This window comes from Erwinia billingiae Eb661, assembly GCF_000196615.1.
GTDB classification, from domain to species: domain Bacteria; phylum Pseudomonadota; class Gammaproteobacteria; order Enterobacterales; family Enterobacteriaceae; genus Erwinia; species Erwinia billingiae.
Genome location: NC_014306.1, coordinates 868,571 through 881,473 on the forward strand (window position 1 = coordinate 868,571; position 12,903 = coordinate 881,473).

The 12,903-nt window shown below is 54.4% G+C and carries 13 protein-coding genes; 9 read left to right on the top strand and 4 right to left on the bottom strand.

Translation table 11 applies throughout. The features are described 5' to 3' along the window. The first annotated feature begins 4 nt into the window (after positions 1-4). From murC to lpxC, 6 genes are all read left to right on the top strand, one after another. Positions 5-1,480, top strand: a complete 1,476-nt coding sequence (gene murC, locus EBC_RS05240; protein WP_013200757.1) for a UDP-N-acetylmuramate--L-alanine ligase — start codon at positions 5-7, stop codon at positions 1,478-1,480. Then, the gene (locus tag EBC_RS05245; RefSeq protein WP_013200758.1) at positions 1,473-2,393 is read left to right on the top strand and encodes a D-alanine--D-alanine ligase; all 921 of its coding nucleotides are present in this window, start codon (positions 1,473-1,475) and stop codon (positions 2,391-2,393) included. Before murC ends, EBC_RS05245 begins: the two co-directional genes overlap by 8 nt. A gap of 1 nt (position 2,394) precedes the next feature. Next, positions 2,395-3,234 (top strand): cell division protein FtsQ, encoded by an 840-nt coding sequence (gene ftsQ, locus EBC_RS05250; protein WP_013200759.1) that lies wholly within the window; start codon positions 2,395-2,397, stop codon positions 3,232-3,234. Continuing rightward, a complete protein-coding gene (gene ftsA, locus EBC_RS05255; RefSeq protein ID WP_013200760.1) occupies positions 3,231-4,487 on the top strand; it encodes a cell division protein FtsA in 1,257 nt (418 codons plus the stop codon). The genes ftsQ and ftsA overlap by 4 nt, the downstream gene beginning before the upstream one ends. A gap of 70 nt (positions 4,488-4,557) precedes the next feature. Then, on the top strand, positions 4,558-5,715 hold the full coding sequence (ftsZ, locus tag EBC_RS05260) for a cell division protein FtsZ (protein ID WP_013200761.1): 1,158 nt from the start codon (positions 4,558-4,560) through the stop codon (positions 5,713-5,715). Between the two features lie 101 nt (positions 5,716-5,816). Then, positions 5,817-6,734, top strand: coding sequence for a UDP-3-O-acyl-N-acetylglucosamine deacetylase (gene lpxC / locus EBC_RS05265; RefSeq protein ID WP_013200762.1), 918 nt, complete (start codon positions 5,817-5,819; stop codon positions 6,732-6,734). An 8-nt stretch (positions 6,735-6,742) separates the two neighbouring features. Here the strand turns inward: lpxC and EBC_RS05270 are convergent, their stop codons facing one another. Next, positions 6,743-7,258 carry a DUF721 domain-containing protein gene (locus EBC_RS05270; RefSeq protein ID WP_013200763.1) on the bottom strand — a complete coding sequence of 172 codons (516 nt, stop codon included), beginning with the start codon at positions 7,256-7,258 and terminating at the stop codon, positions 6,743-6,745. Between the two features lie 20 nt (positions 7,259-7,278). Here EBC_RS05270 and secM point away from each other — a divergent pair, with 20 nt between their 5' ends. Both secM and secA read left to right on the top strand, forming a co-directional pair. Next, on the top strand, positions 7,279-7,779 hold the full coding sequence (gene secM, locus EBC_RS05275; RefSeq protein WP_013200764.1) for a secA translation cis-regulator SecM: 501 nt from the start codon (positions 7,279-7,281) through the stop codon (positions 7,777-7,779). Positions 7,780-7,855: 76 nt separating this feature from the next. Beyond that, a complete protein-coding gene (gene secA / locus EBC_RS05280) occupies positions 7,856-10,561 on the top strand; it encodes a preprotein translocase subunit SecA (RefSeq protein WP_013200765.1) in 2,706 nt (901 codons plus the stop codon). A 50-nt stretch (positions 10,562-10,611) separates the two neighbouring features. Here secA and EBC_RS05285 read toward each other — a convergent pair whose 3' ends face one another. Then, positions 10,612-11,307: a prepilin peptidase gene (locus tag EBC_RS05285; RefSeq protein WP_049789581.1), complete on the bottom strand. Its 696-nt coding sequence runs from the start codon at positions 11,305-11,307 to the stop codon at positions 10,612-10,614. A 201-nt stretch (positions 11,308-11,508) separates the two neighbouring features. Here EBC_RS05285 and mutT point away from each other — a divergent pair, with 201 nt between their 5' ends. Continuing rightward, on the top strand, positions 11,509-11,904 hold the full coding sequence (gene mutT, locus EBC_RS05290; RefSeq protein ID WP_013200767.1) for an 8-oxo-dGTP diphosphatase MutT: 396 nt from the start codon (positions 11,509-11,511) through the stop codon (positions 11,902-11,904). 31 nt (positions 11,905-11,935) lie between these two features. Here mutT and yacG read toward each other — a convergent pair whose 3' ends face one another. Both yacG and zapD read right to left on the bottom strand, forming a co-directional pair. Beyond that, the gene (gene yacG / locus EBC_RS05295; RefSeq protein WP_013200768.1) at positions 11,936-12,145 is read right to left on the bottom strand and encodes a DNA gyrase inhibitor YacG; all 210 of its coding nucleotides are present in this window, start codon (positions 12,143-12,145) and stop codon (positions 11,936-11,938) included. A gap of 11 nt (positions 12,146-12,156) precedes the next feature. After that, positions 12,157-12,900, bottom strand: coding sequence for a cell division protein ZapD (zapD, locus tag EBC_RS05300; protein ID WP_013200769.1), 744 nt, complete (start codon positions 12,898-12,900; stop codon positions 12,157-12,159). Between the last annotated feature and the right edge of the window lie 3 nt (positions 12,901-12,903).

Below are 12,903 nucleotides of genomic sequence, written 5' to 3' on the forward strand. Positions count from 1 at the left end.
AGAGATGAATACACAACAACTGGCAAAACTGCGTTCCATAGTGCCCGAGATGCGTCGCGTCCGGCACATTCACTTTGTTGGCATCGGTGGTGCTGGCATGGGCGGTATTGCCGAAGTGTTGGCCAATGAAGGGTATGAAATCAGTGGTTCCGACCTGGCGCCGAATGCGGTGACTCAGCATCTGAGCAACCTGGGTGCGACCATTTATTTCAACCATCGCCCTGAGAACGTCAGTGACGCCAGCGTGGTGGTGGTGTCTACCGCGGTGTCTCAGGATAACCCTGAAGTCGTTGCCGCGCGTGAAGCGCGTATCCCGGTGATCCGCCGCGCAGAAATGCTGGCTGAACTGATGCGTTACCGCCACGGCATCGCCGTTGCCGGCACGCACGGTAAAACCACCACCACCGCGATGGTTTCAAGCATTTATGCGGAAGGCGGACTGGATCCGACTTTCGTCAACGGTGGCCTGGTCAAAGCCGCCGGCACACACGCCCGTCTGGGAAGCAGCCGTTATCTGATTGCTGAAGCCGACGAGAGCGATGCCTCCTTCCTGCATTTGCAGCCGATGGTGGCGATTGTGACCAATATCGAAGCCGACCATATGGATACTTACCATGGCGACTTTGAGAACCTGAAACAGACGTTCGTGAACTTCCTGCACAATCTGCCGTTTTATGGCCGTGCGGTGTTGTGCATTGACGATGCGGTGATCCGCGAGTTGATCCCGCGTATCAGCCGCCATATCACCACCTACGGCTTCAGCGAGGATGCTGACGTCCGGGTAGAAAATTACCAGCAGAATGGCGCTCAGGGACATTTCACCCTGGTCCGTCATGACAAGCCGTTGATGCACGTGACCCTGAATGCGCCGGGCCGTCATAACGCGCTGAATGCGGCGGCAGCGGTTGCGGTTGCAACTGAAGAAGGCATCGAAGATGCAGAGATCCTCAGTGCGCTGGAGAGCTTCCAGGGCACGGGACGCCGCTTTGACTTCCTGGGTGAATACCCGGTGCAGGCGGCCAACGGCACTGCCGGTACGGCGATGCTGGTTGATGATTACGGCCACCATCCGACCGAAGTGGATGTCACCATTAAAGCCGCCCGTGCGGGCTGGCCGGACAAGCAGCTGGTGATGGTGTTCCAGCCGCACCGCTATTCACGTACGCGTGATTTGTATGACGATTTCGCTAACGTGCTGTCTCAGGTCGATGTGTTGCTGATGCTCGATGTCTATCCGGCCGGTGAAGCACCGATCCCCGGCGCGGACAGCCGTTCACTCTGTCGCACCATTCGTGGCCGTGGCAAAGTGGATCCAATCCTGGTCTCTGACCACGATGCGGTGCTCGATATGCTGGCACCAAAACTGTCCGGCAACGATTTAATCCTGATTCAGGGTGCAGGCAACGTCGGCCGTATTGCCCGCACGCTGTCAGAGCAAAAGTTACAATTGCAGAATAAAGAAGGGGAACATCATGGCTGAGAAAGTAGCGGTATTGCTGGGTGGCACCTCTGCGGAGCGAGAAGTCTCGCTGATGTCAGGTAATGCAGTGCTGGCCGGGCTGATTGAAGCCGGTGTTGATGCACATGCGGTAGATATCCGTGATTTCCCGGTGATGCGCCTGAAAGAAGAGGGCTTTGATAAAGCCTTTATCGCGCTGCACGGTCGCGGTGGCGAAGACGGCACGCTGCAGGGCGTGCTGGAGTTCTTGTCCATCCCTTACACCGGCAGCGGCGTAATGGCGTCGGCCATTACCATGGACAAATTGCGTACCAAGTTCCTCTGGCAGGGCTGCGGTCTTCCGGTCTCTCCGTATGTGGCGCTGACCCGTAAGGAAATGGACGCCGGACTGACGCCGGAGACGGAAGCAAAAATCGCCGCGCTGGGCCTGCCGGTTTTCGTAAAACCGAGTTGCGAAGGTTCCAGCGTTGGCATCAGCCGGGTCAACAGCGCTGACACGCTTCAGGCTGCGCTGGTTGAAGCGTTCCGCCATGACGACGATGTGCTGGTCGAAGCGTTTTTAAGCGGCCCGGAATACACCGTAGCGGTGATTGGCGATGAAATATTGCCTTCAATCCGCATAAAGGTGGTTTCTGAGTTCTATGACTATGAAGCAAAATACTTTTCTGACGATACTGAATACTTCTGCCCAAGCGGATTGTCGGCTGAACAGGAAGCTGAACTGAGCGATATCGTGATTAAAGCCTGGCGCGCATTAGGTTGTAGCGGCTGGGGCCGTGTAGACGTGATGATGGGCGGCGACGGTCAGTTCTACCTGCTGGAAGTGAACACTTCCCCAGGCATGACCGGGCACAGTCTGGTGCCGATGGCGGGTAAGCAGGCGGGGTTGAGTTTCTCCCAGCTGGTCGCGCGCATTCTGGAGCTGGCGGACTGATATGTCCCAGGCTGCTCTGAATGTTCGAAACCGCGAGGCGCAGGAAAAAGCGCGATCCGGGCGCAGTAATGGCTCCAGACTGGCAGGCATCATCTTTCTGACGATCGTGCTTGGCGTGGTGTTCGCCGCCGGATTTGTGGTGGTGAAGTGGATGGATGATGCCTCAAGGCAGCCGCTGTCAAAGCTGGTGGTCACCGGGCAGACGCATTACACCACCAACGACGATATTCGCCAGGCGATTTTGTCGCTGGGCGCGCCGGGAACGTTTATGTCCCAGGATGTCGACGTCATCCAGCAGCAAATTGAACGTCTGCCGTGGATCCAGCAGGTCAGCGTGCGCAAGCAATGGCCTGACGAGCTGAAGATCCACCTGGTTGAGTATGTGCCCGTTGCGCGCTGGAACGACCTGCATATGGTTGATGCAGACGGAAAGTCATTCTCCGTGCCGGCTAACCACATTGGCAAGGAAGAGATGCCAATGCTGTATGGCCCGGAAGGGAGCGAAACAGAAGTGCTGACCGGCTATCACCAGATGAGCGATCTGCTGGCGGCAAGCAAATTTAAATTGAAGGTGGCGTCGATGACCGCAAGGCGGTCCTGGCAACTGGTGTTGAGCGATGATGTCCGTCTGGAACTGGGACGCAACGAAGATATGAAGCGTTTGAAACGTTTCATTCAGCTCTACCCCACGCTGCAGCAGCAGGGACAGGCAGAAAACAAACGTATCACTTACGTGGATCTGCGGTATGACTCTGGCGCGGCAGTAGGATGGGCACCGGCAGAAATTAAGACCCCCGACAATAATCAGCAACAGAATCAGGCACAGGTTAAACAACAATGATCAAGTCGACGGACAGAAAACTGGTAGTTGGACTCGAGATTGGCACCGCGAAGGTTGCCGCTTTGGTAGGGGAAATTCTGCCGGATGGCATGGTCAATATCATTGGCGTGGGCAGCTGTCCTTCCCGCGGAATGGATAAAGGCGGGGTGAACGACCTCGAATCCGTGGTCAAATGTGTTCAGCGCGCGATCGACCAGGCTGAGCTGATGGCTGATTGCCAGATTTCGTCGGTTTACCTTGCATTATCGGGCAAACACATCAGTTGCCAGAACGAAATAGGGATGGTTCCTATTTCCGAAGAGGAAGTGACACAGGAAGATGTGGAGAACGTGGTACACACCGCCAAATCCGTCCGTGTTCGTGACGAGCACCGCATCCTCCATGTTATTCCGCAAGAATATGCGATCGACTATCAGGAAGGGATCAAAAATCCGGTCGGCTTGTCCGGCGTGAGAATGCAGGCAAAAGTGCATTTGATCACCTGTCACAACGATATGGCGAAAAACATTGTAAAAGCCGTTGAACGATGTGGCCTGAAAGTTGACCAATTGATTTTCGCCGGTCTGGCATCCAGCTTTGCGGTGCTGACTGAAGATGAGCGTGAGCTGGGCGTCTGCGTAGTGGACGTTGGCGGCGGCACCATGGATATCGCGGTTTACACCGGAGGCGCGCTGCGTCACACCAAGGTGATCCCGTATGCAGGTAATGTTGTCACCAGCGATATCGCTTATGCGTTTGGCACACCGCCGACCGATGCGGAAGCGATTAAAGTACGCCACGGTTGCGCGCTGGGTTCCATCGTCGGTAAAGACGAAAACGTCGAAGTGCCAAGCGTCGGTGGACGTCCACCGAGAAGTCTGCAACGTCAGACGCTGGCAGAGGTGATCGAACCTCGCTACACCGAACTGCTGAATCTGGTCAATGACGAGATCCTGCAGTTGCAGGAACAGCTTCGCCAACAGGGCGTTAAGCACCATCTGGCAGCGGGTATCGTCCTGACCGGTGGCGCAGCACAAATTGAAGGATTAGCGGCTTGCGCCCAGCGTGTGTTCCACACGCAGGTGCGTATCGGACAGCCGTTAAACATCACAGGATTAACGGATTACGCGCAGGAGCCTTACTACTCAACAGCGGTTGGCTTACTGCACTACGGAAAAGAGTCACACCTTAACGGTGAGGCGGATGTAGAAAAAAGAGCCTCAGTGGGCAACTGGTTCAAACGAATCAACAGCTGGCTGAGAAAAGAGTTTTAATTTAGAGAAAAGGGGATCATGCTAGACTTTTTATGATCTCCAGGCGACAGGCACATAACGGAGAGAAATTATGTTTGAACCAATGGAATTAACCAATGACGCGGTGATTAAAGTCATCGGCGTCGGCGGCGGCGGCGGCAACGCCGTAGAGCATATGGTGCGTGAGCGCATCGAAGGCGTTGAGTTCTTCGCAGTAAACACGGACGCGCAGGCGTTACGTAAGACTGCGGTTGGCCAGACTATCCAGATTGGTAATGGTATTACCAAAGGTCTGGGTGCCGGCGCGAACCCGGAAGTGGGTCGCAACTCGGCAGAAGAAGACCGTGAAGCACTGCGTCAGGCACTTGATGGTGCAGACATGGTGTTCATCGCTGCAGGCATGGGCGGCGGTACCGGTACCGGTGCAGCGCCAGTTGTCGCTGAAGTTGCAAAAGAATTGGGTATCCTGACGGTTGCTGTGGTGACCAAGCCTTTCAATTTTGAAGGCAAGAAGCGCATGGCATTCGCCGAGCAGGGTATCGCTGAGCTGTCCAAGCATGTCGATTCACTGATTACTATTCCAAACGACAAGCTGCTGAAAGTGCTCGGCCGTGGTATCTCACTGCTGGACGCGTTTGGCGCAGCGAACGACGTGCTGAAAGGCGCGGTGCAGGGTATTGCCGAACTGATTACCCGTCCTGGCCTGATGAACGTCGACTTTGCTGACGTGCGCACCGTGATGTCCGAAATGGGCTACGCGATGATGGGTTCTGGCGTGGCGTGCGGTGAAGACCGTGCAGAAGAAGCAGCCGAAATGGCGATTTCCAGCCCACTGCTGGAAGATATCGACCTGTCTGGCGCGCGTGGTGTGCTGGTTAACATCACCGCGGGCTTCGACCTGCGTCTCGATGAGTTTGAAACGGTGGGTAACACCATTCGTGCGTTTGCTTCTGACAATGCGACCGTGGTTATCGGTACCTCGCTGGACCCGGAAATGAACGACGAACTGCGTGTAACCGTCGTGGCTACCGGTATTGGCATGGACAAGCGTCCAGAGATTACCCTGGTCACCAACAAGCAGCAGCAGACTCAGCCTGTTATGGATCACCGTTACCAGCAGCACGGTATGGCACCGCTTCCACAGGAGCAGAAACCCGCCGCTAAAGTGGTCAACGATCCGAGCACGCAGACTAACAAAGAGCCTGATTATCTTGATATTCCTGCCTTCCTGCGTAAGCAGGCGGATTAGGAATTTCCTGAGAATTGGGATTCTCCGCTCTTTGTGTTAAAATGTTCGCCCGTCAGTAAGTTATACTGGCGGTCGGATGAGTAATTTTGCGAGATAATACGATGATCAAACAACGGACATTAAAACGTATCGTTCAGACGACTGGAGTCGGTTTACATACCGGCAAAAAAGTCACGCTGACGTTGCGCCCCGCGTCGGCTAATACCGGGGTCATCTATCGTCGCACTGACTTGAATCCACCGGTAGATTTCCCGGCTGATGCCAAATCCGTGCGTGATACCATGCTCTGTACTTGCCTGGTTAATGAGCATGACGTGCGTATTTCGACAGTCGAACACCTGAACGCAGCACTTGCTGGTCTGGGCATCGATAACATCGTGGTGGAAGTGAACGCGCCAGAAATTCCTATTATGGATGGCAGCGCCGCCCCCTTTGTTTATCTGCTGATGGACGCAGGCATCCAAGAACTGAATTCTGCGAAGAAATTTGTCCGCATCAAACAGCCAGTCCGGGTTGAAGATGGTGACAAATGGGCCGAATTTACGCCGCACAACGGTTTTAAGTTGGATTTCACCATCGACTTTAACCATCCGGCGATCGATTCCGGTTCACAGCGCTACAGCATGGATTTCTCTGCTGAAGCCTTTGCGCGTCAGATCAGTCGTGCCCGTACGTTCGGCTTTATGCGTGATATCGAAGCATTGCAGTCCCGGGGCCTGTGCCTCGGCGGCAGCTTTGACTGTGCAATCGTGGTGGATGATTACCGCGTATTGAACGAAGACGGTTTACGCTTTGAAGACGAATTCGTCCGTCACAAAATGCTGGATGCCATTGGTGACCTGTTTATGTGTGGCCACAACATTATCGGCGCATTCACTGCCTATAAATCAGGTCATGCATTAAACAACAAGCTGCTTCAGGCGGTTCTGGCTAAGCAAGAAGCCTGGGAATGGGCAACGTTCGAGGACGAAGCCGAGTTGCCAGTGACCTTCAGAGCACCAAATCTGGTGTGGGCATAAAGTCAGCATTACTTATTACGACTGGTTGAGCTGGTACTCTCTCCGGCCAGTGAGGCCAGTCGTTCTATTGTCTTCTTCAGTTTTTCAGAGCCCCTGCTCGCCACACTCCGCAGTATCTCCGCACTCTGTTCACTCAGCTGACGTCCCGGCGAATTTTCTTCTGCTTCAGGTCGACCGCCGCTTTTTTGCACGCTTTCCTGCCCTTTTGCTGCCAGTGAAGGATTTATCGTGATGTCGATTGCCGTCAATGATGGTAATATTTGCGCTCGTAAAGCTGACAGCAGGCTGGATTGTTCATAGCGTAAGCGCATCATCCAACTGGCATTAGCGGTTTCGAGCACCAGGATGCCCTGGCGAAAATTGGCCACGCGGCACCAGGGATGCATCTGCGCAGGAAGAATACCCTGCACGGCCCGGTTCAGTTTGTTTAGCGCAATGGCGCGCTGCTGAATGGATTGCAGCATACCTTTGGCATCGGTGACTTCGAATAAATTTTCAATTGAATGCGGGCGACTATCACGCATAGCAAGCTCCGGCGGAAACAGTGATCGGGATTCTAAATCGTTGGCGACAACTTGGCAGACGTTATTTCTGGCCGCATCTCCTGTTGGGGATGGTCGCGGCTGGTCTTGGCCTGCCTCACGCTGCCAGCGACCGGACAACTTTACCAGAAACCGCCTCCCGAAGCCTGAATATCAGCAATGGCGTGCGTTTCGACAGCCTCGCACTGCTGCAGGAAAGCGTCCGTCGTCCTAATTTTAACGTGGATTACTGGCATCAGCATGCCATCCGCACCGTTATTCGTCATCTCTCCTTCACGCTAACGCCAGCCAATCAGCCCACTGCCGAGCAGGTTATGCCGCTCGAAGTGCAGAAACTGGCGCTGTTGGATACGCTGAACGGCTTACTGACGCACGAAGCCAGACCGCCGACGATCATTCGTCAGACCAGTGAGCCTCAGAGCGCAGCAAAACCCCGTTATCAGACCGGCCTGTGGCTTGCTCAGGTTCAGGGCATTCGTGCCGGACCTGCTTCTCTCGCGTAACGTCTACGTTCATTACACCCAACTTATAATTAAGCGCTTCACCACGTCATGTGGTGGCTGAGAGAAAGTATTTACTATGTTAATCAAATTATTAACCAAAGTTTTTGGCAGTAGCAATGACCGCACCCTGCGCCGTATGCGCAAAGTCGTCGATCAGATCACCAAAATGGAACCGGATTTTGAGAAGCTGTCTGATGATGAGCTGAAGGCAAAAACCGTTGAGTTCCGCGCCCGTCTGGCAAAAGGCGAAGTGCTGGAAAACCTGATCCCGGAAGCCTTTGCTACCGTTCGTGAAGCCAGTAAGCGTGTATTTGGTATGCGTCACTTTGACGTACAGCTGCTGGGCGGCATGGTACTGAATGACCGGTGCATCGCTGAAATGCGTACTGGTGAGGGTAAAACCCTGACCGCAACGCTGCCAGCTTACCTGAATGCCCTGAGCGGCGAAGGCGTCCACGTGGTCACGGTCAATGACTATCTGGCCTCTCGTGATGCGGAAAACAACCGTGCGCTGTTCGAGTTCCTTGGCCTGAGCATTGGTATCAACCTGCCAGGTATGCCAGCACCGGCCAAGCGTGAAGCGTATGCTGCCGATATTACCTACGGCACCAACAACGAATACGGCTTCGACTACCTGCGTGACAACATGGCCTTCAGCCCTGAAGACCGTGTACAGCGTAAGCTGAACTATGCGCTGGTGGATGAGGTTGACTCCATCCTGATCGATGAAGCCCGTACCCCACTGATCATCTCGGGTCCGGCGGAAGACAGCTCTGAGCTGTACATCAAGGTCAACAAAATCATCCCAAGCCTGATCCGTCAGGAAAAAGAAGATTCCGACAGCTTCCAGGGCGAAGGCCATTTCTCAGTAGATGAGAAAGCCCGCCAGGTTCACCTGACCGAACGGGGTCTGGTGGCGATTGAAGAGCTGATGGTCAGCGAAGGCATCATGGAAGAGGGCGAGTCGCTGTACTCCCCAGGCAACATCATGATGATGCACCATGTGACCGCCGCTCTGCGTTCTCATGTGCTGTTCACCCGCGACGTTGACTACATTGTAAAAGACGGCGAAGTGATCATCGTTGATGAACACACCGGCCGTACCATGCAGGGACGTCGCTGGTCTGACGGTCTGCATCAGGCAATTGAAGCGAAAGAAGGCGTGGAAATCCAGAATGAGAACCAGACTCTGGCTTCCATCACTTTCCAGAACTACTTCCGTCTTTACAACAAACTGGCCGGGATGACCGGTACAGCGGACACCGAAGCGTTCGAATTCAGCTCGATCTATAAGCTGGAAACTATTGTTGTACCAACCAACCGTCCGATGGTGCGTAAAGATCTGGCCGATCTGGTCTATATGACCGAGAAAGAGAAGATCGACGCGATCATCGAAGACATCCGCGAGCGGACCGCGAATGGTCAGCCGGTACTGGTGGGTACCATCTCCATTGAGAAATCCGAAGTGGTTTCTGAGCAGCTTTCACTTGCCAAGATCGAGCACGCGGTACTGAACGCCAAATTCCACGCCCGCGAAGCAGATATCGTGGCGCAGGCTGGTCAGCCAGGTGCCGTCACCATCGCCACCAACATGGCGGGTCGTGGTACGGACATCGTGCTGGGCGGCAGCTGGCAGGCAGAGATTGCTGAACTGGAAAATCCAACCGCAGAACAGATCGACGCGATCAAGAGCGCCTGGAAAATTCGTCATGATGCGGTACTGGCATCGGGCGGTCTGCACATCATTGGTACCGAGCGTCATGAATCACGCCGTATCGATAACCAGTTGCGCGGCCGTTCGGGTCGTCAGGGTGATAACGGTTCATCCCGCTTCTACCTGTCGATGGAAGATGCGTTGATGCGTATTTTCGCCTCCGATCGCGTGTCTAATATGATGCGTAAACTGGGCATGAAGCCTGGCGAAGCGATTGAACACCCGTGGGTGACCAAAGCGATCGCTAACGCCCAGCGGAAAGTGGAAAGCCGTAACTTCGATATTCGTAAGCAGCTGCTGGAATATGATGACGTTGCTAACGATCAGCGTCGTGCGATTTACTCTCAGCGTAATGAACTGCTGGACGTGTCTGACGTTTCAGAAACCATCAGCAGCATCCGCGAAGACGTGTTCAAAACCACGCTGGACACCTTCATTCCACCGCAGTCCCTGGAAGAAATGTGGGATGTGAAAGGTCTGCAAGAGCGTCTGAAAAACGACTTCGATCTGGATATGCCAGTAGCAGAATGGCTGGATAAAGAGCCAGAACTGCATGAAGAGACGCTGCGTGAGCGCATCATGCAACATGCGAAAGAGCAGTATCTGCGCAAAGAAGAAGTGGTTGGCGTCGAGATGATGCGTAACTTCGAGAAAGGCGTCATGCTGCAAACGCTGGATTCCTTGTGGAAAGAGCACCTGGCCGCGATGGATTACCTGCGTCAGGGTATCCACCTGCGTGGTTATGCGCAGAAGGATCCGAAGCAGGAATACAAGCGTGAATCCTTCGCCATGTTTGCTGCGATGCTGGAATCACTGAAATACGAAGTGATCAGTACGCTGTGCAAAGTTCAGGTACGTATGCCTGAAGAAGTTGAAGCAATGGAAGAGCAGCGCCGTGAAGAAGCGGAACGCCTGGCTAGCCAGCAGCAGCTGAGCCACGTTGATGTTGAAACCGAAGCCGCCATCGAGATGGCAGATCAAACCGGCGAGCGTAAAGTTGGCCGTAACGATCTTTGCCCATGTGGTTCTGGTAAAAAATACAAGCAGTGTCACGGTCGTCTTGCTTAACAGCAGACGGTGAGCATAAGAGGGCTGGAGAAGATTCTCCGGCCCTTTTTTTATGCCACAACAGGGTTGCAGATAAACAATAACCAGCCGCTAACTGCCAGCGCCGCGCCAAATGGAAAGGGATCGCGCAATGGACGTCCTGATACCCACTGCATTATGCCTAAAGCAATTAGCGAGGCGAGCGAGGCCATCAGCACCAGTATGGGCAGCCAGTACACCCCGAGCCAGGCACCCAGTGCGGCAAGCAGCTTCGCATCTCCCAGCCCCAGTCCTTCTTTTTTGCAGACCATCCGGTAGCCATATGAAAGTAGCGCCAGCACCGTAAAGCCAGCCGCCGCGCCAAGCACCGCCTCGGTGAGAAGCGCTGAGGAAATCACGCCTGCGACGTTGCCCAGCAATCCCAGCCACAGCAGTGCAAGGGTCAGTACATCGGGAAGCAGCAGATAGCGCAGGTCGATAACGATCAACGCCAGCAGTATCCAGCTTAACAACAGGGAAGCGGGCAGCAGACGGGCGGGGAGCACTGCGGCTACCAGCAATGAAATGCCGCAACAGAGCGTTGGCAGCAGCCAGAAGCCGGGAATATTTTCACGGCTGATCTCGAAGGACACACCCCGTATCTTAGCGGGCAACCAGCCACTCAGTAGCCAGACCAGGCTGCCCATCATCGCGCCGATAAGGCCTGTCGTTAGCCAGACGCCACTTGCCCATAACTGCCCCGATCCCTGTAATGCCTCCACCATCATTTCTCCTCCCTGGTCCCCATGCTTCAGTAGCATCTGCCGGTACTATACGCCTCAGTCGAGGCCTCAGAACGTGCACAAGATGATTACATCGCCTTGCAAAGCAGATTTTCGGGCGGGCTCGAAACAGGCGGATTCTGGCTTGCCATTCCCCGTTAACGCTGGAATAGTGGCGAGGTGTAAAGTTTCTCAGAGTGAAAGTGAATGAAGCAGCTGCAAGTGGCGGTAGGTATTATCCGCGATCAAAACCAGAATATTTTCCTCGCACGGCGTTCAGCCAGCTCGCATATGGCGAACATGTGGGAGTTCCCGGGTGGCAAAATTGAAGCAGGTGAAACGCCTGAAGAGGCGCTGAAGCGTGAGCTGCATGAAGAGACGGGCATTGAGGTTGAAAACGCCGTGGCGTATGGCTCAGGTGAGCATGGCGACAGCAGTTTCCACGTGACGCTACACTTCTTTATTGTCGATCGCTGGCAGGGAGAACCCTATGGCCGCGAAGGGCAACCGCAGCGCTGGGTACCGCAACGGGAATTGGTGGCGGATGAATTTCCTCCCGCCAACGCCGCAATCGTTCGTCGACTGCTGGCCGAAGTGCTTTAACAAGCTTCCCGCCAGCGATGGCGGGAGCATCTTAATCGTGGTTTGGGTCGTGCTCGCTCCAGCCTTCACTTTCTGAATGCTGGTCATTACTGGCAATACGCTTTTCTTCCGCAGCCCATTCCCCAAGGTCGATTAACTGGCAGCGTTTGCAGCAAAATGGCCGCCACGGACTCAGTTCATCCCAAATCACCTCTTTCGCACAGGTCGGGCAGTTAACAACTATCACATCATCTTTATTCATCAGGCAAAACCTTAACAACAGGCAAGTTCAAAATCGAGGCGTGCCGGCACTTCACCGCGTTCACTGTCTAATGGCAGAAAACGAATTGCATAGCGGCTTTTGTGACCGGAAACCTGCGGGTATAGGGAATCATCCAGCGAAAGCTGAAGCCGAAGGAGCTCGGCACCTTCGCCGTTGTCCTGGAAAAAACCGTTGACGCTGGTTTGCGTGCGGAACTCACCAGACTGACGGATCAAATCCAGAATTTGGGTCAGCGCTTCGCGGATGGGCATCAGCGACTCCATCCAGACCGCAACCTGGGCATCACGCTGTTCCTGTGCGACATGTAGCCAGATATGCAGAGTCGGCAGATCGAAGCTGCAACAGCCGCCGGGAATACTCAGCCGCTGGCGTACCAGGCCAATCAGACGATCTTCACGCATCAGCTGACCCATTCGTGGGGCGGCCATCAGCGTGCCGGAACAGGCTTTAAGCTTGTCGCGCAGCGTATCGATCAGTTCCATATCCACACCCGGCACATCCGCCCAGGCGCGCAATTTCTGCTGCTGTTTTTCCAGCTCTTTCACAATATCAGTGCGTAATTCGCCGCGTTCAAACACATCAAGCAGTTCGGCCGCGTTACGGAAAAAGGTCAGTGCTCCAAGAGGATCGGTGATGGTTCGGCTGCTCTCTAACTGGCTGATTAAAAACTCGATTCTTAGCCAGGTGCGCATTTTTTCGTTCAGTGGGTACTCAAATAGAATCGTTGTGCTCATGCT

What these genes read in the sequence shown, in the direction of transcription:
- ftsQ (WP_013200759.1), top strand. Translation starts at nt 2,395, where the DNA reads ATGTCCCAGGCTGCTCTGAATGTTCGAAACCGCGAGGCGCAGGAAAAA.
- murC (WP_013200757.1), top strand. Translation starts at nt 5, where the DNA reads ATGAATACACAACAACTGGCAAAACTGCGTTCCATAGTGCCCGAGATG.
- ftsA (WP_013200760.1), top strand. Translation starts at nt 3,231, where the DNA reads ATGATCAAGTCGACGGACAGAAAACTGGTAGTTGGACTCGAGATTGGC.
- EBC_RS05245 (WP_013200758.1), top strand. Translation starts at nt 1,473, where the DNA reads ATGGCTGAGAAAGTAGCGGTATTGCTGGGTGGCACCTCTGCGGAGCGA.
- yacG (WP_013200768.1), bottom strand. Translation starts at nt 12,145, where the DNA reads ATGAATAAAGATGATGTGATAGTTGTTAACTGCCCGACCTGTGCGAAA.
- mutT (WP_013200767.1), top strand. Translation starts at nt 11,509, where the DNA reads ATGAAGCAGCTGCAAGTGGCGGTAGGTATTATCCGCGATCAAAACCAG.
- lpxC (WP_013200762.1), top strand. Translation starts at nt 5,817, where the DNA reads ATGATCAAACAACGGACATTAAAACGTATCGTTCAGACGACTGGAGTC.
- EBC_RS05270 (WP_013200763.1), bottom strand. Translation starts at nt 7,258, where the DNA reads ATGCGTGATAGTCGCCCGCATTCAATTGAAAATTTATTCGAAGTCACC.
- secA (WP_013200765.1), top strand. Translation starts at nt 7,856, where the DNA reads ATGTTAATCAAATTATTAACCAAAGTTTTTGGCAGTAGCAATGACCGC.
- zapD (WP_013200769.1), bottom strand. Translation starts at nt 12,900, where the DNA reads ATGAGCACAACGATTCTATTTGAGTACCCACTGAACGAAAAAATGCGC.
- ftsZ (WP_013200761.1), top strand. Translation starts at nt 4,558, where the DNA reads ATGTTTGAACCAATGGAATTAACCAATGACGCGGTGATTAAAGTCATC.
- EBC_RS05285 (WP_049789581.1), bottom strand. Translation starts at nt 11,307, where the DNA reads ATGATGGTGGAGGCATTACAGGGATCGGGGCAGTTATGGGCAAGTGGC.